Below are 19,655 nucleotides of genomic sequence, written 5' to 3'. Positions count from 1 at the left end.
CGGACTTGCAGACACTTGCAGTGCTGTGAACCAACTCTCTAGGTCGATCAACCCCTGGCGATTATTGGATTTAGCAATGAATTGCTCGAATAGGGTCAATTGTCAGGTTTGACACAAGTCGCGAGCTCTTGATGTCACGCACATACCACGAAGCCCTGCAAACCTACATTTTTTGTGCGGCACGGCGCTTGCTTGTTCATGGCATCATCACCGAACGCGTTCAAGGCCGGTGATGTTGGGGGGCACGTGAGTGTTGCCATTTGCTTCTCTCACAAGAAGAGACCTTTGGCATGACTGTTGCCGATATAGATAGCTGAGTCATCGGCGAGAGGCCTGATCAGCTAATCGGTGATCGCCTTTCCCCCATCTGGTGGTGGAGCCATTTCCATCGTGAGACGTCGATCGAGTCCGTTAGCTGAACGTTTGCGGCACTTGTACCTCGTTGGATTCGTGTTGCTCGCGGCCGCGTCTGTATCGGTGGTCCGCATACCTGGAGCGACGGCAGGCGATTCGAATAGTCGGGCTGATGACTTCGAGGTTTTAATTGCTCATCCTAAGAGTCGTGCCGATGATTTTCGAGTGAACTCCCGTGCGCTATATTTTTTGAGTGTCGGACAGTCGCAACGAGGTCCTGTGCCGACCGCACGGCTTGTGGAGTTGTTCTGTGTCAATCGCGCCAGTGCAGATGGAATGGCCAATCCTCATCTGGCCACCGCGACTTTTCCAGCTCTGTCGCCTCTCCGCTGGCGAACGGGGCGGAGCAGCGATGAGCAGCCAAGTGTGGTTAAGCACATGTCGCGAAAGAGGACAGACAACCGAGCAGATCAAGTTGCCGCGTTCACTGAGGTAGGAGCTTTCAGGCAGGGTCGTCCCGAGCTCCATATGGATGGGCTTGTCAACTCGGTCCTGATCCCCAAACCACTTTCTGTGGGGCTCCGTAGTTTTACATCGTCGAAGGGCAGGACAATTACATACACGCTAATCATGGCGCCAAATGCCAGCGGCAATGCCTTTGGTCCTCGAGTGTATATGGACGCACACAATCAAGGAATGGTGTGCGCGATTTCGCAGACGGACGCGGAGACAATCTCCGCATTCCGGAACTCATTAGCTGACGCTTTCATTCAAGAGGCTGCGGATCCCGGCAGAGGACTTCCTAGCGTGAACGTCGACCAATCGATCGCGGACGACTGGGCCGTTAGCGCAATGAATGGCATTATGGCCCGTTGTATGGTTGTGAACCAATCTCTTCCATCGGCGCGTATCGCTTTGATATGCCGTTCATTTTCTTCGAGGCGAACGACCATTTGGGTATGAAACTGGGATCGGCACCCGATGATCCAACGTGAGCATCACCCTCGCGACAGTCGGCGCATAGCCCGTTTGCTTAGAGCACGCTGGATCATGAACGAGTCTACACCACTTTCTGCGCACTCTCAAAGCAGGCATGGACTTAAGATGCTGTGACTCACGTCGAGGGGAGTGCTGGCTCGACGCCGCCTTCTCAGTGCTGAGTATTCGTTCATGGCTGGAGGCGGGAAAATGGTCTCAGCGTTGAGAGCTGACTTTCGATGTAAGCGTTGGTTTGACGAGTACACGCGCCGAGCGTGAAAAACTGAGCGCGGTTGACGAGTGTAGCGACGTCAAGTATGCGGGCGCACATTGCGCGCCTGTGGGTTTTTCCCAAGCTAGCCCACGTCCGATCCTTTCGACGCACTACAAATCACAAGATTTCTGCGATCCCAAGCGTCAAGCTCGCTCACCGGGTATAAGACGGCTTTCCCGATCTTGATATATGCAGGCCCTCATCGCGCGCCAATTCCGCAGCGTACCAACAGTGACCTCATTACGGTATCGTGCTGATACTTCCTCCGGGTAAGGAATTTGACGTCCGCCATTCGTCTTCTCCATCACTCCGTCGCACGAGACGTCACGGTCGAGACAGTTGAGATGTTGAGCCCAGAATGACGGAAGAAAACGATATTCTCGATGACCGCGCATAGCTCTCATCAAACCGAGACGAGTTAGCGCGTCGCCCTTCGTTGATAGTCGCAAGGAGGCGTGACAGACCGTAGCAAAAAATACTTGCGCCTCTCGGCCGCAGGTACATGATGTAGCGAAGGCTGCGGGTAAGTCCTGAGGCCAAAAGCGGGTTCGGCTGACGGTAGCCTGGCCGCGCCGCTCGTCCATCGATACTCCCGGGGCCTTGAATTCGACGCGCATCTTTGACGACGAACTCGTCGCGGCCGTTCAGCGGGGCATCGGGCAGAGAGGGAGAGGCGCGCCTGCGCCCTGAGGTTTGATAGCCGTATGACCTTGTTCGCGCATGGACGGCATTGACCATCAACGCGGCAAACCGCCGTGGGAGTGGCGGGCGTGCGCCTCGGCAACAGCCCACCGGCCGACGGAAGCGTCTCTCTTGAAATGACCGGCTATTGGCAGCCGACCGTGCCCTAGCTATCTTGGTCACGTCGTCGTCATAGTCGAGCGCGTGCGGCCGTCGTTCTGCGATCGCGTGTTGGCCGCTCATGGAGCGCGGCGCCGCGCAGCGCTCAGTAGATCTCGTAGACCTTGCGGACGGTTTCGGTCACATCCCAGCGGCCGGTCCACCCAGGAGGCAGGACGACGACGTCACCTGCGTTGACAATGTGGGCCGTGCCGGTGGTTGCGTCGGCGATGGTTGCGCTGCCAGACAGGATGAACGCCACCTCGGTATCGGGGCGATTGTTCACGGGCCAGCCTCCCGGCTGGCATTCCCAGATCCCTACGTTGCCGCCGGCTTTCGGAGCGATTTTCAACAGGCCGAGCTGGGGGTCGCCTTTGTCCGCGCCGGGCCGTTTGACCGGCGGACGGAAGACGGCCCGACATAACCTCAGTGCTGTTGATAGCGGTCATTGCGGTCATTTGGATCCCCTTTAAGGTCTGTGATCAATGTTGTCAGTGTGCGCCGGTCAGTAACTCCAGCACGTGGGCCACTCGGGAGGGGCGCTTTGCGAGGCGCTCCTCGGCGTCTCCGATCGCTGCCGCGTAGAGTCCGAGGTTTACGCCGAGCCAGCGGAAGGGCTCAGGCTCCCACTGTGGCGACCAGTGATTGACGATTGGCAGGCGGTTGATGTCGTCATCCCGCTCAAGGATGAGGTTGCGGAGGATTCGTCCCGCAAGATTGCTTGTTGCGACACCGTCTCCAACATACTGACCTGCCCACGCGACGCCCGAGGCGCGGTCCAGTCCGACCGATGGATGCCAGTCTCGCGGAACCCCCAGCGCACCGCCCCAGCGATGAGTGACCCGGACGCCGTTCAGAGCGGGAAAGAACTCTGTCATCGTAGCCCGAATCTTCTCGTGTACGGCATCTCCAATGTCGTACTCCGAGCAAACCTTTGAGCCGAAGTGATAAGGCGCGCCCCTGCCTCCGAAAACCAGCCGGCCGTCGGCCGTCACCTGGGCATAGGTCCGCAGATGGCGCATATCATTGAAAGCGATGCGGTGGTCGAGCTTCAACTTGATTCGCAGGTGGCGCGGCAGAGGCTCAGTGGCGAGCACCAGTGAGTAGAGCGGGATAAGGGCGCGACGATACTTCCTGAATTGGGTCGTGAATCCCTCGGTTGCACGAACGATGACGCGTGCACGAACCGTGCCGCCGGAGGTGATGACGCTGCCTCTGCGAAAATCAGTTACCGAAGTTTTCTCGTAAATGCGACCACCGAGAGCCTCGATGGTGCGGGCGAGACCGCGAACGAGGCGGCCGGGATGAATCACTGCGCAGTGCTCGGTGTACAGCCCGCCGACGCCCCCCTCGGCGGCTACCATAGCTGAGGCCTCTTGGGCATCCAAAAGTCGCCACTGATGCGGCAGGCCGAACGTCTCGGACGCCCGTACGGCAGTGCGGGCGCGGCTAAGCTGGGCAGATGACCTGGCTAACGACAGGAAGCCCTGCTTGGCATAGTTGGCATCGATGCCCTCGTCGCGAAGAACGCGTCCGATCTCGTCGACCGTGTCGTTCATGGCCGCCTGAAGCGCAAGCGCGGCAGCGTGCGATGAGGATTTGGCGACGTGCTGGAGCGAGAGCGGGAAGATTGCGGACGCCCAACCCCCGTTCCGCCCCGAGGCGCCGTACCCAGCATGCTCGCGCTCGATGACCACCACGCGGAGGGTCGGCTCGGCCTTCAACAGGTAGTATGCAGTCCACAGACCTGTATAACCCGCTCCGATAATCGCGACGTCGGCGCCAATATCAGAGGCAAGTGCCTTCCGACGCTCAGCATCTTCATACCAGACGGGAACGTTGGGAAGGCCACTAAGGGCTTGGCTAACCGACATATCAGACGTCCAAATGTCTAGGCGTTCAACACTTTGGTAGTCAGTAAACGCGCCGACCCCGGTGCGTCCACGCCGCACTTCTACAACTGCGGGTAAAGCTGTCAATTGTCTGAGCAACATCGAGAACTATCGGAGGGTGCCGACAGCAGATGATCAGCGTGAACGGCCTTGTCGCCATCGATGCCCTTGGCCTGACTTTCCGAGCCGGCGCTGCAGGTGGCCATCGACTTGTTGCCTGGGGCCGCCGGCGCGGATGTCCTATGGCAAGCGAGACTTGTCGAGATCGCCCGCGCATTGGCAACCGAGCCGGGCCTGCTGCTTCTCTACGAAGTGGCGTCGGGGCTGAATCCCTCTGAGACGACCGCGGTCACTCAACTCATAAGAGATCTTTCGGCAGGAGGACTGACGGTCATTCTGGTTGAGCACGACATGCGCTTCATTATGGAGCTATGCAGTGCAGTCACTGTCCTGAACTTCAGTGCGCGGATTGCGAGCGGCGCTCCGGCCGCAATCGCAAGTTATCCGGCCGTGGTCACCGCCTATCTTGGCCAGCCACGTCCAGAAGGCGTATCGCGACGTACAATTCGAAGAAGTTCGCATCTCGGCTAGGCCCAATACCGGTTGAACGACTGCGACGGAAAGTAGCAACGGGAGGGTTCGCGCCAGCAGGGGCGGATGGCGGCGTTCCGCGATCAGCCGTTCACCACTCTACCAAGCTTTGATCTGTTGCTACTTCTCTAAGAATTGGATTTCCGATCGCGCGCAGGGTTCGCTCCGGGCGCGACAAGAGAGTATTTTCAGTCCGAAATTGTCCGTTAATGCGCGAGGCGCCGGCGCCCATCATTACCAAAGATGTATTTGGCAGCGGCGACGATCTGTGGCCTTATTCCAGCGCGATCAAGATCGTCACGATGGCAACGGCCGCACTGGATTGCGCCGGATTCCTTAAAACTCCGCAGCTTCGTCAGGTTCTGTTTTGAAAGCCAACCAGGCGACGGCCATGGGGCTTGAACTCTACGTGGCGTCAGGTTGTACAGTCTCGATCATACAGGCGGCCATCGCTCTGAAGCTGATGATCGCAAGGAGAGGCTTCAATGTCTGAAGACCTCAGCTGCATTGGCGTATGTGGCTGCCCCTCGATATCAGCCATGACATGGCTGATATAGATCATCGGCAACGGGAGCTCCTTGTACGTGCGCTCGAGGCGCATGCACCAACGCAAGGTGCACTGACGGACAGGCGCGGTGCTGAACGAGCATGAGGACGGGAGACCGATCTGCCAGCCCCTGGCCAGCAGATGGTCGTCGCGGCCGCGTTGGCTACCGCTTCTAAGGATTGTAATCCCCACGCCAATCGCGTTGCGGTCGGGCATCTGCACGAGAGCATATGGGCCAGCAACGCTGATTCCTCTGTTGCTGTGTGGACCATCGTCGCCACTGACGATCCATGTTGTTGCGTTGAGCGGTGTGCGGTCTGAGACGTCAATGTCCAAGACCGGACAGCGACGGCTGCATTCCGGCGCGAGAGCCACAAAGTTCCTTAAGGAAAGCAGGTAAACAACATTGGCACGTCGGTTGCTTGAGATGCTGGCATTTGTCGATGGCGGGTCTCGCAGCCCCGTCTAAGAGTTCAGATGAAACTTGCTCGATCAACTCCAATCAGTCTCATGCTGATGCTGTCGCGTACGTCGTGCGCGGCCGTCGTTAGATCTCACTGCTGCGATGTTGCTGCCGGCGTTGTTGGGTGGCCTTGCCGGCTTTTGGACCTGCTGTATGAGGCGACCGGCTAGTGGCCGTTGTCGCCGCCCGCCAGTTGAGATCGCCTGCACTCGGGCGACGCAGTCGCGTGCTCCGTCAACAGATCCGCATGGCCCGCTGCAGCGTCCTCGCCAGACTGATCTTGGGGTTCATTCTTACCGGAGCGATCGGGCTCGGCCTCACCACCGCTGCCGCCGCGCAAAGCTTCACCTACAATCCGCGCCCGGCGCGGCCCGTGCCGCCGCGCGTTGCCAACGACAACCAGATGTTGGTTCAGGCAAACGAGGTGGAGTACGACTACAGCAATTCGCGGGTGTCGGCGGTCGGCAACGTGCAGATGTTCTACAACGGCACCAGCGTCGAGGCCAATAAGGTCATCTACAACCAGAGGACCAAGCGCCTGCACGCGGAAGGCAACATCCGCCTCACGGACAGCGATGGTAAGATCACCTACGCCAACATCATGGATCTCAGCGACGACTACCGGGATGGTTTTGTCGATTCGCTGCGCATCGATACCGAGGACCAGACGCGCATGGCGGCGACGCGCGCCGACCGCTCGGCCGGCGACTACACCGTGTTCGAGAAAGGCGTCTATACCGCTTGCGGACCCTGTAAGGACGACCCGAAGAAACCACCGCTGTGGCAGGTCAAGGGCGCGCGCATCATCCATAACCAGAGCGAGAAGATGCTCTATTTCGAGAACGCGCGGCTCGAATTTGTGGGCGTTCCAATGGCGTATCTGCCGTATTTCTCGACCCCGGACCCCACGGTGAAGCGCAAGAACGGCTTTCTGATGCCAACTCCCAGTCAAGCGTCGACGTATGGTTACGCCGTCGAGATTCCCTATTACTTCGCGCTCGCCCCAGACTATGACCTGACGCTCTACCCGCGCTTCACCTCGCGACAGGGCATCTTGGTCCAGGGTGAATTCCGCCAGCGCCTGTTGGATGGCTCTTACTCAATCCGCGCTTACGGCATCAACCAGCTCGATCCGGGCGCCTTCGCCGGCCAGCCGGGCAACCGCCAGTTCCGCGGCGGCATCGAGACGCACGGCCAGTTTGCAATCAACGACAAGTGGGTTTGGGGCTGGGACGGCGTGCTCCTCTCCGACTACCACTTCTTCCAGGATTATCGGCTCGGCCAGTATCGGGACCCGTTCGCATCGTTCTTGAGCCTGCCGACCGAAGGGATCTCGCAGCTCTATTTGACCGGCGTCGGCAATCGCAGCTTTTTCGATGCGCGCATGATCCATTACCTGAGTTACTCCGGCAATCAAGGCCAAGTGCCGGCGATTCATCCGGTGATCGACTATAACAACGTGATCAACAGCCCGATCTTCGGCGGCGAGTTCAGCTACAAGGTGAACTTCACTAGCCTGACCCGCAATCAGGCCGTGTTCGACCCGATCACGACGCTCGCCAACACAGCCGGCCTCTGCACCACGGCATCCGCCGATCCGCTGGCTCGGATGCCCTCGCAATGCCTGCTGCGCGGCTTCCCCGGCACCTACACGCGCCTGACGGCCGAGGCGCAATGGCGAAAATCCTTCACTGATCCGCTCGGCCAGATCTGGACGCCGTTCGCCATCCTGCGCGCCGACGCGATCGACGCGCGGGTCTCGAACCAGCCCGGCGTGTCGAACTTCCTGCCCGTTGGCCACACGCAGGCGCTGCTTCTGATGCCGACGATCGGCCTCGAATATCGCTACCCGCTCATCAATGTTCATCCGTGGGGCACCACCACAGTCGAGCCGATCGCGCAGGTCATTGTCCGTCCGAACGAGACTTATGCCGGCAAGCTGCCGAACGAGGACGCGCAGAGTTTTGTTTTCGATACCTCCAACCTGTTCAGTATCGACAAGTTCTCCGGCTACGACCGCCGCGAGGGTGGGGGGCGAGCTAATGTCGGCGTACAGGCCACCACCCAGTTCGACCGCGGCGGCTCCACCAAGGTGCTGTTCGGAGAGTCCTACCAACTGTTCGGACTGAACTCCTATGGGGTCCATGATTCCATCAATACCGGCCTGAATTCCGGTCTCGACAAGCCCCGCTCCGACTATGTAGGGAGCGTCGCCTACTCGCCGAACAGCACCTATACGTTCAGCGTTCGCTCCCGCGTGGACAAGCAGACCTGGAACGTGCAGCGCTTCGAGGCGGAAGGCCGCGCTGATTTCAATCGCTGGTCGGTCAGCATGACGTACGGCAATTACGCGCCGCAGCCGGATCTCGGCTATCTGACCCGCCGCGAGGGCATCCTGACCTCCGGTTCGCTGAAGGTCTCCACCAACCTGGTCGTGACCGGTTCGGCGCGCTGGGACCTTGAGGCCAACAAGATCAACCAGTATGTTCTCGGGGCCGGCTATGTCGACGATTGCTTCGTGCTGGCAGCGAGCTATGTAACTTCCTATAGCTACTCTGCGAGCTCGATGCCGGCCGTGCTGAATAAGACCTACCTGCTAACTATCGGTCTACGAACGATCGGGATGAATTCCGTCGGCTTATGAGGTGACAATATCGGTGCCTTATTGATGAGGACGACAACCCGGCGGCGCGATGATGACGTCGCCAGATGTCCAGATCGACGGGGCATGGTTGTTGGCAGGGTATTGCGCAGGTTCTCGTCGATACCTTGCAGCGTTGCGCGTTACTTGGGTGATTTCGCCGCGAACAAGAGCTCGCGCAGTTGGGACGCTATTGTGCCGGACGGTCGTGAGGGAAGGACGCCGATGCGGGCAAGGTAATAACGCTCTCGGAGGCGCTTGCTGCTAAGGCTAGCACCAATCCTCTCCTGCATGCTCCGTGATGACAGTTTCGACCTCCCGCGGCGTCTCGAAGCTGCCGGCCGATTGCGATGAAGCCGGTTTTCTGGTTTGAGAGCAGCCCATCGCGACCACAACAGTGTGTCCAGTGACGCAAGCCGTTTCACCGTCGTGCTATCCACGCAGCTAGCGCAATTTAAGTGCTGTGAGCTGCGTTGCTTTGCAATTTTCACCTGCTCGTGCGCGCGGATATCGGTGAGTACGTGATCTCTTTTTCTCGGTCGCCGCTTGGAATCCTTCGTTGAAGGCGGAAAATTCGTTGAATCTATGCGTGATCTTCGTGCCCATTGCAGGAAAACAAATCGACGTTGCGATTAGAAGAGCTCGCGAAAAAGGAGATTGCAATTGAAGATCGGTGTCCCCAGAGAAATCAAGACACACGAGTACCGGGTAGGCCTTACGCCTGGAGCCATCCGCGAATATGTCGCGGCCGGTCACAGTGTCGTTGTCGAGACGAATACGGGCGCCGGCATTGGCGTAACCGATGACAATTATCGCAAGGTCGGTGCGACAATCCTGAACTCTGCTCGGGAAGTTTTTGCATCGAGCGACATGGTCGTCAAGGTCAAGGAGCCCCAGCCATCCGAATGGGCACAGCTCCGAGAAAACCAGATCCTCTTCACTTATTTGCATCTGGCCCCCGACCGGTCCCAGGCCGATGGCCTTCTGAAGTCTGGATGCACGGCGATTGCTTACGAGACGGTGACTGACGCGAGTGGAGGGCTTCCGCTGCTTGCGCCGATGAGCGAGGTGGCAGGCAGGCTCGCGATCGAGGCGGCAGGTAGCGCGCTGAAGCGGTATGCGGGCGGGCGGGGCTTGTTGATTGGTGGTGTCCCAGGTGTCCAGCCGGCCCGTATCGTCGTGATCGGAGGCGGTGTCGTCGGTACGCATGCGGCGCGCATGGCGGTCGGTTTGGGTGCCGAAGTCTCAATCCTCGACCGTTCGATACCGCGGCTGCGCGAGCTGGACGAGCTCTTCGAGGGGCGTGTTCGTACCAGGTACTCCACGTTGGAGGCCATCGAGGAGGAGGTATTTGCTGCCGACGTGGTGATTGGCGCGGTGCTGATTCCGGGAGCGAGCGCGCCGAAGCTTGTCAGCCGCGGCATGTTGAGTTCGATGCGCAAAGGCTCTGTGATCGTCGATGTGGCTATCGATCAGGGCGGATGCTTCGAGACATCGCGTCCGACGACGCACGCTGAACCAACTTACGAGGTGGATGGCGTCATACATTACTGCGTGGCGAATATGCCCGGAGCCGTCCCGGTAACCTCAAGCCAGGCGCTAAATAACGCCACGCTGCCCTTCGGCTTGGCTCTCGCCAACAAGGGATTTGCAGCTGTGCTCGAAAATCCACACCTGCGCGCAGGCCTCAATGTCTATCGAGGCCGGCTCACTTCCAGAGCGGTGGCCGAGAGCCTCGGCCTGCCATACTCGCCAATCGATCAGGCCGCGGCTTGATCCCAGAGGCCTCCGTTGTGGGGCGTTTCCTCCCAGACTTGGCCGGGCCACTCCTTCGGGAGTGGCCCTTTTTTCGGTGCCGAATATGGACGAGCGCTAAAGATGGAAGGTATTCCGTGCGGCCGTGGAAGCGACACGGGCGCGCTGTCTGGACCAAAGATCTCACGGACGACGATGTCTCTGCTCGAAGCAAGCATTCTTCCTGATCGAGGAAGATACGAGAACACGTCCGGTTGATTTCTGCCAGAAAACCAGAAGGTGGAACGAAGCCTGACGAGTGCGGGCTAGTTGAAGCGGTAATCACGCCGATCCTTACCGCGTGGGGATCCAGAATCGGGGCCTCATCAATCTTGATCACCTGACCCATGCCATTCCCATCGTTCATCTTTGCTCCGTCATCCTAAAAGAAGCCGTCGATCCTGAAAGTGCGAAAGAATCTGTAATTGTCGGAGATCCTTGTAAGCACGCGCTTGCTGATCCAGAGCCGATGGTGCCGAAGTAAAGGCTGATGATGTGGATTGCGATGTTGGCTCCTGGACATCAGTCATCGACAAGTCGCCGGAATGCATAGGCATATTCGAGGGCCACCTGACGTGCAGCTTCGATGAGATTTGCAGCGGCGCTATGCCCCCCGTCGATGTTCTCATAGTAGAAATAGGGCTGGCCAAGCTCAGCTAGCCTCGCGGCTGCCTTGCGGCCGTGCGCGGGATGTACGCGGTCGTCCTTGGTGGAGGTGAGAATGAATGGAGCAGGGTAGGTCTTGCCCGACACCAGCTTGTGATAGGGCGAGTAGGTCTCGAGCCACTTGCGCTGTTCGGGAATGGCGGGGTCGCCATACTCACCGATCCAGGAGGCCCCGGCCGCCAGTCTGGTGAACCGAACCATGTCGAACAGCGGGACCTGCGCGATGGCGGCATTGAAGAGCTCGGGTCGTTGAGTAATGGCGGTCCCCACCAGCAGACCTCCTTGGCTGCCGCCAATTACGCCCAACCGGCGAGGAGAGGTGATCTTTCGCCGGATCAGATCCTCCGCAACGGCGATAAAATCATCCCATGTGCGCTGCTTCGTTGCCCCCTGGGCAGCCTCGTGCCACCGCGGCCCGAACTCTCCGCCGCCGCGCAGGTTCGCGATGACGTATGCATTGCCCTGCTCGAGCCAGAGCCGTCCCGTGAGCCCCGCATAAGACGGAAGCACTGGAACCTGAAACCCTCCATAGCCAAAAAGAAGTGTTGGGATCGATCCGTCAAACCTCGCGGTCCTGGGCCGCACCAAAAAGTAAGGAATTCGGGTGCCATCGCGCGAAGTTGCCTCGAATTGCTCCACCAAATGCCTAGACGCATTGAACCTAGGCGGTGAGGACTTCACTTTTGCGAGGCGTTGGGTTACGGCGTCGAAGTACCAGAGCGAGGGGGGGTCGAGAAAGCTGGAAACCGTGAACATCACCTCGTCCGTTTTTTTTGATGCGGAAGACAGACCGACCCTCGCATTCTCCGGAAGCGGCACCGGCGTGCCCTGCCAGGCGCCCTCACCATATTTGTAGACGAACCCCTTGCTCTGAACATTGTCGAGAATTGTGAGAAACAACAGGTTTCTGGTAGTGGCGAGCCCGCTGACCGCTTGCCGAGATCCGGGCTTGAAGACGAGCGACGCTCTGGCGCCCAGCGGGTCCTGCTTCCATTCAGCCAAGTCATACGAGATGATCGAGCCGCTTGCGAACGAGATGCCGCCGGACGGTGCTGTCCACTGCTCGTTCAGGGTCACGAGCAGGCGGCCACTGGCGATACCGACGATGCTTGCCTTTTTTGGAAGGTTGAGCTTGATCGGCTCCTTGGGCCCGAAGAGCACATACTCATGCTCGAACGTGCTGATTGCGCGCACGGCGCCGGTCGCATGGACCTTGCCTTCATTGTCGCTCAACACGAATGGCGAGACCTGGACATCGGTCGGTGCTCCGCGAAACACCTCGCGCGCCTCAACGAGCGGCTGGGCGCGCTTGAGCTCCTTCACGACGAAAGGGTAGCCAGCCTGCGTCATGGTCCCTTCGCCCCAATCCCGTGAAATCAGAATCGTGTCGCGGTCGACCCAACTGACGTTCTGCTTCCCCTCCGGCAAGTCGAAACCTGTCGTGACGAAGGCTTTGGCGTCCGAGTCGAACTCGCGCACTACATGGGCATCTTTGCCGCCGTCGGAAAGTCGGACTAGACACAGGCGTTCTTCGGGTAGGAGGCAATCGCCTCCTTCAAAGACCCAATTCTTATTTTCCACGGCAGCCAAAGCGTCCAAGTCGAGGATGGTGTCCCATCGCGGACTCTGGGTCCGATAGCTTTCGAATGTGGTACGCCGCCAGACTCCGCGCAGCTGCTTCTCGTCCTGCCAGAAATTCTCGAGACCGCGCCGTCCAAATGAAACGTACGGGATCCGATCCTTGGCCTGGAGAATGTTGAGCGCCTCCTCATTGAGGCGCTGATAGCGAGAATCCGACTGGAGCACACCGAGCGTCTTGTCGTTCTCCGCGCGCGCCCAAGCCAATGCGCGCGGCCCTTCGATCTCTTCGAGCCAAATGTAAGGATCGGCGGCCTCTGTCGCAGCCGGCAGCGTCTTGGGCGTTACCGGGGAAATTAGACAGGTCATGGATAGCGACGCGGCGAGGAGAATCGCGTTTTTCATGGTCGTTTTCCTGGACTGCGCCCATCGCGGGTATTGCGAGGACGGCGGTAGCGAGGGAAAGAGTTGCATTCGGTTTTCGATAGCGGACACGCGTGTACCGCGCCCGCTGGAGCCTCGACGAAGCAAGCAGCGTGCCGCTTTGAAATTTGGAGGCTCTCTAGTCGCTTGCTACTTTGTGTTCAGCGTCAATTGTTGTTTGCGGTCTCAAACCTGACAGCCGAGCTATTAACAAGACAGCTAGTGCGCGGCGGGAGGCGGCTGAAGCGTGACAAGCTAGCCGTCAACGCCCAGCTAACGGAAACAATGAAGATTGTTTGTGGAGGACCTTTCGTTCGTTGTCGGAACGACGCCAACCGGCGATCTGTCCCGGTCTGGCCGCTAAGGCGCAAATCGGTTCAGACGAGTATAGAAACAAACCAACCTGCTTTCGGCCCTGACTAAAGAATGCTCGACCCGAGGTCGGTATTCGCCCGTCCTTTGACCAACGGCGAAGTTCGGCTGCAGTAATCGAAAGTATCTCTTGAACCATATTGGCGGTGAGGTGCTCCCGCTGAAGACGATCGAGCTTTTCTTCGACGGCGGCGGACGCGTTCAGGATAGCAGGTACGGATGCTTCTGGACATTGGATGGTAATGCCAGATGGAGCGGGAATCACAATGCACTTCAGCCTCTGACGAAAGGCCGACCGGACCAGTTGAATGGCTTGAACGGCCTTTTTGGCGCTTCCGGAGGTCAAGTGCACTGACGGAATAAATTCGACGGTGCGCGACATTGCGAGCTTGGATAGATCAAGGTACCGAGATGTCGGCATTCCGTCGTGCATTGTTGTCTCATCGCGCAGAGGCCGCATAAGAGCGAAAGACCGCCGGCATTCGGTCGGCCTCGCGGACCAATGTGGTCGCCAATTGGGCGAGCGGATCAACTACCAAGTGTTGATGTTGCTCTCGGCTGTAATCAGCGCGAAGCTGCCGGTGACCTCGCGGCAGCATCTGCCAAACGACTGTACCAGCGGTGGGTAACGCCCAGCAACGATTGGGTAATGCGCTGGCAGCATGAAGTCGGCTCAGGGATTTTCTTGTGCTCGATCCTGGCTGTGAAAGATGCCGAGTTCGCGAGGCGCGAGGGCGCGCACTTCTGCGGAATGATCAGGAGCACGCCTGATCCACGCGCCGCTCAATGCTCAGGCCCCGATTCGCTGCAGTCGGGAGCTGACTGGCAAATCGCGGGCGTTGCCGGCGAATAGTGATGGTCGGTACCGACCCCTCGCTTGTTGTATCCGCGACAATACCGTGGCGCTTCTAGAGCGCGCAGCTCCGCGGCGTTGGTCCGGATGAGCTATTTCCTTCGCAGATGAAAGGCTTGAGAGCTGTTTTCGCGAGTGGCACGCACATTGCTGGAAGATCTGTAACGCGAGATTGCTCATGAAGAGGTAACGTGACTGATCATTTCGTCGAGGACCGGCGCTTCGCTCCGGGACTAAGAAACGAGAGCGGCGCCGCAATCGTGAGGACCCTCCCCAGGGAGATGCATAGCGGCGGTAGGAGCCAAAACACGTTTGGTCTTTGTTCTGCCGCTGCCTGGGTTTCATCACCCGTTCTTCCGAGATGATTGCGCCATACGGGCCGATCGGTGCCGATTGTTGATCACTCAGACTCGGCGGCCGCAATCAGGCATGCGCCATATGCGCGGCCGAATGGCTTCTCTGGCAAACAAACAGCAAAGTAGAGACTGGTAATGAGTGGAACGGATTCGACCGTTGATGTTATTCCGCATCTTGATGTCGTCAAACGAGCGGCGCGCATCGGCGCGGAAATCAGGAATATCAAGCTCTCAGGCGATTTACCAGACCAGACAATAGCCGCCATCGAAGGGCTTCTGCTCGAACACAAGGTCATCTTTTTTCGTGATCAGGGTCATCTCGATGACGCCGAGCAGGAGCGATTTGCTGCGTGTCTGGGGAAGCTGGAGTCGCATCCGATGCTCGGTGCTTCCAAGGGAACGGCATCGATTCTCGAGCTTGATTCAGCCCGCGGCGGCGGGAGGGCGGATGTGTGGCATACGGACGGAACGTTCCTTAATGCCTACCCGAAAATCGCTGTCCTGCGAGGCGTTGTGATCCCGCCCTTTGGCGGCGATACCGTCTGGGCAAACACCGCGGCCGCTTATCTCGACCTGGCGCCGCCGCTGCAACGCCTTGCAGACGAGCTCTGGGCTGTTCATAGCAACTCCTTCGATTACGCCGGAATGGCCCATGTTCGCGAGGTCGATAAGAAGCATTTTGACGAAGTCTTCACCCGAACGATCTTTGAAACCGAGCATCCGGTTGTGCGAGTGCACCCACAGACGGGCGAGCGCACGCTAGTGCTCGGCTGTTTGGTGCAGCGCTTTGTTGACATCCCCAAATATGACGGCCAGAGGCTCTTTGATTTGTTCCAGTCCCATATTACCTCGGCCGAAAACACCGTGCGCTGGCAATGGAACGCGGGTGACGTCGCCATCTGGGACAACCGCGCCACGCAACATTATGCACTCAATGACTACGGCGAGCTGCATCGCGTCGTTCGCCGCGCCACCATCTCGGGCGACGTGCCCGTCAGCGTCGCCGGCCGATGCAGTGTGACACGTCAGAAGACCGCAAGCGGTCCGACATGAAAGTCCCCTAGCGCTCCGCTTGAGTGCCCGTCTCGGCACGGACGGCATCGGCTAGGCCCTCAGCATCCCGCTCGACGATCGCGCCTTGTTTGCGGGCGCACCTGGACGGTTATCCCGGTGCTGACCTGGGAAATGGAGAATTTGGTGAGAACAAGAACAATTCTGACCACGTCGTCGCTGCTCGTGCTCGAGGCGGCGTGCGACGGGGCCGCGATGTCGGTAGAGGCGACGCCGGTTTACACTAAGGCACCCCCGCACTGCTTATGTTCTACGTTCCGGCTCGAGACCGTGCCGCCTCGGTGCCATTTGCCTCGCGCAATCGTTCGATAAGCTCCCATCGCCTTATCAGAGCGCGCCCTGACATGTTCGCTTCGTTTTTCCCGCGCCCCAAACTGTTCCTTCTGACGGCCCTGCTTTGGACCGCCCTGGCCATGGCGATTTGATACGCTTTCGCCAGCGCTCTCATCCATGGCCCCAAGCCGGTCGGGATTTCGGTCTTCTGGTCGCCTTCCGGGCTCTGGTTCGATCTGTACTTCGCGCTTTGCGTCGCCATCTTCGCCGGCGCCTGGATGCTGTTTGCTCCGCATCCCTGGGCGGGCTGGTCCATTCTGGGCTCCGCGCTGATCCTGTTCGCCTCCTATTTTCAGGTCCAAGTAACCGTCGCGGTCAACGCCTGGTTCGGTCCGTTTTATGATCTCATCCAAGCTGCGGTATCCAAGTCGAGACAGGTCACTGTCGATGAGTTCGTCGCCCTGCTGTCAATCTTTGCTGGTATTGCGTTCGTGGCCGTGATCGTCAGCGTGCTGACAAGCTTCTTCACCAGTCATTATATCTTTCGCTGGCGTACCGCGATGAACGACTTCTATATCCGAAACTGGCCGCAGCTCCGCAGCATCGAAGGCGCCTCGCAGCGTGTGCAGGAAGACACGATGCGATTCGCCAAGACTCTGGAGAACCTTGGTGACAGTCTGATCCGCTCGGTGCTGACGCTGATCGCCTTCCTGCCGATCCTGATGAAGCTGTCCGACGTCGTCACCGAGGTGCCGCTGATCGGCGCGATCCCGTACCCGCTGGTTTGGGTGTGATCTGGTCACTGTTCGGCACCGGCGCGCTCGCATTGATCGGGATTCGACTGCCCGCGATCGAATTCTTTAACCAACGGGTCGAGGCCGCCTATCGCAAGGAGCTCGTGCTCGGCGAGGACGATCCTGTTCACGCCGATCCGGCAACGCTCCGCGTTCTATTCAGCAATGTTAGGCGGAATTATTTTCGGCTTTACCTGAATTGCGTCTATTTCAATATCGGCCGCATCGTCTATCTGCAGGCCGACGCCATCTTTTCCTACGTTCTACTCATTCCCACCCTCGTTGCGGGCAAGATTACGCTTGGCCCGATGAACCAAATCCGAGCGCGTTCTGTGAAGTGTGGAGCGCGTTCCAGTATCTCATCACCTCCTGGACCACAATTATTGATCTGATGTCGATTTATAAGCGTTTGCGCGGCTTCGAGGCGATCATCTATCACGAGCCGCTCCCATCGATCGAGGCGGAGAAGGAGCCGGCGTGATCATCGCCACCGCACGGTCCGACAGAGCAGCGGGCGCGTCCTTGCTTGCCAACCCGCTCCCCACATCAATGCGACGTGGTGCTAGTCCTCTCTCCCGCAAGTTCGTAGCATAGATATTGCGTGGTTGCGGGTATCCTGATCGAGGCAGATGCGCACCTCTTCTTGGAGCCCTCGATCCGATTTGCGATGAAGCGATTGCGCCATTGTTCCGTCGTATCGGGCCGACACCAGGCCGCGTCGCAACGACGACGTTGCTCGGCTCACGTTCGCCGGCCAGCACGATCTTGGCCCGCGGCGTCAGCGCCGCAGGGAGCGAGCGCGACGGTGTTATGACCGTGAGCGGCCTACGTTCCTCGCTCGAAATCGTCAACATCGCTTTCGCTTGTCCGGTGCGCATCGGCTAGCGCCAAAGTCCGCTGCACCTCCGACTCTTCTTTTCGCGTGGCATGATCGTCATGCGCACCACGACGCCTGAAAGACACCCCAGGCCTGAGGCCAAAACTCGCGCATGAGGGCAGGCAGTTGATACGAGCTGACGATCCTGTATGCGCCATTGGCGCAATACTGACGCAAGATCGTTCCGTACGAGCTGAGCATTTGAGAGATGCGTAGAGCTCGTCCGGCGCGAGGACGTGCGCCAGAATGCGCAGCCACGGCGATGTCGGCGCGTTGCCGCGCTAGGCATTGCACGGAGTTGGGGAGAGCCGCCTCTAACCGTAACTCCGGTGGGCACTCCACCATCTCACATATTCGATCAGCCTCGCTTGGGCCGTGGACGGTGATAGGCAAGTCGTACCCGAGCTAGTGTGAAACCAGCTCATCTCACCAAGAACACACATTGCGTGCCGCTCGAAGCCTCTGGCGCGCGCCTTGCTTGAGGAGAGCTATCAGGCTGCCAGTTGTCTCATTCCGACATCCTCGACAGGAGGCCGATATCGTCGAGACGGTTGGCGGCACGATCGGCTGGGCCCTCGCGCGATGCCGGTCGATTCTGCGCGGTGGCTCCGTATTAAGGTCCACGAGTAGGAGGAGGAAGTCATGACCCTATCTGCGACGACGACGTCCGCGCAGGGGACTCGAATCTGGTCCAGAAGTCTCCGGATCGTGGTGTTCGTCGCAATCCTGATTGCTCTCATGCCCCAATGTTTGGCAATGGGCTTGGAAGCCAATATGGTGCTGGATATAAAGTCGCCGGCACCTCCGATCAAAGTCGAGAAGTGGCTCCGTGGGCAGCCCCTCACGAATTTTCAGGCCGGAAAAACGTACGTCGTCGAATTCTGGGCAACGTGGTGCGTCTCATGTCTTAGGGCGCTACCCAAACTCGTCCAGCTACAAGAAAAATATAGAGCACTCGGACTTGAGCTCTTAGGTGTCCTAGCTGAGGAAGCTGCGACGGGGGGCGATGTCCACAACCGGGTCGATGCGTGGCTTACCAAGAATGTCCCGAATCTCAATTTTCGGATCGCATTGGACTCTACGGGCGAAATGAAAAAGCTATGGATGGACGCCAGTTCTTCCCGGGGAATCCCTACCTCCTTCGTCGTCGATGGTGAGGGCCGCATCGCCTTCATCGGCCATCCGTTGGCGCTCGATGAGGTCCTGCCGGAAATTTTGGGCGTCTGGCGCACCAGGGATGAACCGAAAGCAGGCGATCCGGCGGAGGTCGAGCGCGCCACGCACGAACTGATATTGGCCGAACTGACGCCGGCGTTGGAGGGCGCAGATTTGACCGCCGTGCTTTCGGTCGTCGAAGAGGCGGTCGCTCGGACGCCCGAGGATCTGAATTTGCGTGCGTTTCAAGCAGATCTGTTACTTCACAAAATACGCGAGTTCCAGGCAGGGGTACCGGTGATGCGTCGATTCGCTCGGGATGCTCTCGAGCGAAACTCGGAGATATGGATGGCCAGTGCCATGGGCCAGCTTTTTAATCCGGCCAAAGACAATTCCCAGTTTCCCGCTGCCGATCGCTTTGCCATCGGTAAGGAATTGTCCGACCACATCCTCGCACTCGATCCTCCGCAGCGCGAAGACGGCCCCAAGTTCCTCTCCTATGCGAGCGTCGCTCAGTACTATTACGAGAGCGGCGACGTGGATCGCGCGATCGAGTTGGTGGGGCGAGCCCTGAATTCGTTAGATGGTCCGGAAAATATTCCGGTCGAACTGAAAGAGCACATTCAGTCGCAGCTGCTGAAGTCGCTGACCAACTACTTTTGTGAAATTCCGCCAAGCAAAACGATTGGAAGCCTTGAAGTGCCGTCCCTGCACGAGCAAAGACTGGGGAGAGATATTCGTCTGAACTGAGTTGCTTCGCTGTTCGTCTTGAAAGGAAACTGAAAGTAGGCTCCATGCCGGCTTACAGCAGGCTAAAGCCTTACTTTATCATCTGCCCGGTCGGGACAAAACCCATCTCGTTA

General features: G+C 58.8%; 10 protein-coding genes and 2 pseudogenes. 7 read left to right on the top strand and 5 right to left on the bottom strand.

The features are described from left to right. Positions 1–1,688 precede the first annotated feature (1,688 nt). The 3 genes and pseudogenes from P6U23_RS28495 to P6U23_RS28485 form a co-directional block, all read right to left on the bottom strand. A pseudogene (locus tag P6U23_RS28495) lies at positions 1,689–1,898 on the bottom strand (DNA-binding protein). Between the two features lie 654 nt (positions 1,899–2,552). Then, positions 2,553–2,732 (bottom strand): cupin domain-containing protein, encoded by a 180-nt coding sequence (locus P6U23_RS28490; protein ID WP_407175732.1) that lies wholly within the window; start codon positions 2,730–2,732, stop codon positions 2,553–2,555. Positions 2,733–2,937: 205 nt separating this feature from the next. After that, positions 2,938–4,440: an NAD(P)/FAD-dependent oxidoreductase gene (locus P6U23_RS28485; RefSeq protein WP_407175731.1), complete on the bottom strand. Its 1,503-nt coding sequence runs from the start codon at positions 4,438–4,440 to the stop codon at positions 2,938–2,940. Between the two features lie 96 nt (positions 4,441–4,536). On the opposite strand from P6U23_RS28485, the gene P6U23_RS28480 reads away from it, so the two are divergent. The 4 genes from P6U23_RS28480 (at position 4,537) to ald (ending at position 10,356) form a co-directional block, all read left to right on the top strand. Then, complete coding sequence (locus P6U23_RS28480) at positions 4,537–4,929, top strand: hypothetical protein (protein WP_407175730.1); 393 nt, start codon at positions 4,537–4,539, stop codon at positions 4,927–4,929. Between the two features lie 209 nt (positions 4,930–5,138). Beyond that, positions 5,139–5,300, top strand: coding sequence for a hypothetical protein (locus tag P6U23_RS28475; RefSeq protein ID WP_407175729.1), 162 nt, complete (start codon positions 5,139–5,141; stop codon positions 5,298–5,300). 808 nt (positions 5,301–6,108) lie between these two features. After that, positions 6,109–8,583, top strand: a complete 2,475-nt coding sequence (locus P6U23_RS28470) for an LPS-assembly protein LptD (protein WP_407175728.1) — start codon at positions 6,109–6,111, stop codon at positions 8,581–8,583. Positions 8,584–9,243: 660 nt separating this feature from the next. Further along, the gene (gene ald / locus P6U23_RS28465) at positions 9,244–10,356 is read left to right on the top strand and encodes an alanine dehydrogenase (RefSeq protein WP_407175727.1); all 1,113 of its coding nucleotides are present in this window, start codon (positions 9,244–9,246) and stop codon (positions 10,354–10,356) included. Between the two features lie 540 nt (positions 10,357–10,896). Here the strand turns inward: ald and P6U23_RS28460 are convergent. Both P6U23_RS28460 and P6U23_RS28455 read right to left on the bottom strand, forming a co-directional pair. Next, positions 10,897–13,023: a prolyl oligopeptidase family serine peptidase gene (locus P6U23_RS28460; RefSeq protein ID WP_407175726.1), complete on the bottom strand. Its 2,127-nt coding sequence runs from the start codon at positions 13,021–13,023 to the stop codon at positions 10,897–10,899. Between the two features lie 280 nt (positions 13,024–13,303). Continuing rightward, complete coding sequence (locus P6U23_RS28455) at positions 13,304–13,846, bottom strand: hypothetical protein (RefSeq protein WP_407175725.1); 543 nt, start codon at positions 13,844–13,846, stop codon at positions 13,304–13,306. A 911-nt stretch (positions 13,847–14,757) separates the two neighbouring features. Here P6U23_RS28455 and P6U23_RS28450 point away from each other — a divergent pair. The 3 genes and pseudogenes from P6U23_RS28450 to P6U23_RS28440 all read left to right on the top strand — a co-directional run bounded on the left by P6U23_RS28450 (position 14,758) and on the right by P6U23_RS28440 (position 19,542). Beyond that, a complete protein-coding gene (locus P6U23_RS28450; protein WP_407175724.1) occupies positions 14,758–15,675 on the top strand; it encodes a TauD/TfdA dioxygenase family protein in 918 nt (305 codons plus the stop codon). 362 nt (positions 15,676–16,037) lie between these two features. After that, positions 16,038–17,241: pseudogene (sbmA, locus tag P6U23_RS28445) on the top strand (peptide antibiotic transporter SbmA). Between the two features lie 1,038 nt (positions 17,242–18,279). Continuing rightward, complete coding sequence (locus P6U23_RS28440) at positions 18,280–19,542, top strand: redoxin domain-containing protein (protein WP_407175723.1); 1,263 nt, start codon at positions 18,280–18,282, stop codon at positions 19,540–19,542. Positions 19,543–19,655: the final 113 nt, after the last annotated feature.

The organism is Bradyrhizobium sp. STM 3562, from assembly GCF_045571435.1.
Classification (GTDB): Bacteria; Pseudomonadota; Alphaproteobacteria; order Rhizobiales; family Xanthobacteraceae; genus Bradyrhizobium.
Note: the sequence above shows the minus strand (reverse complement) of the source record. Positions and strands in the feature narration are given on the sequence as shown.

Excerpts from the sequence above, each read along its gene's own strand:
- P6U23_RS28485 (WP_407175731.1), bottom strand. The coding sequence starts at position 4,440 with ATGTTGCTCAGACAATTGACAGCTTTACCCGCAGTTGTAGAAGTGCGG.
- P6U23_RS28475 (WP_407175729.1), top strand. The coding sequence starts at position 5,139 with ATGCGCGAGGCGCCGGCGCCCATCATTACCAAAGATGTATTTGGCAGC.
- P6U23_RS28460 (WP_407175726.1), bottom strand. The coding sequence starts at position 13,023 with ATGAAAAACGCGATTCTCCTCGCCGCGTCGCTATCCATGACCTGTCTA.
- P6U23_RS28455 (WP_407175725.1), bottom strand. The coding sequence starts at position 13,846 with ATGCACGACGGAATGCCGACATCTCGGTACCTTGATCTATCCAAGCTC.
- P6U23_RS28450 (WP_407175724.1), top strand. The coding sequence starts at position 14,758 with ATGAGTGGAACGGATTCGACCGTTGATGTTATTCCGCATCTTGATGTC.
- P6U23_RS28440 (WP_407175723.1), top strand. The coding sequence starts at position 18,280 with ATGACCCTATCTGCGACGACGACGTCCGCGCAGGGGACTCGAATCTGG.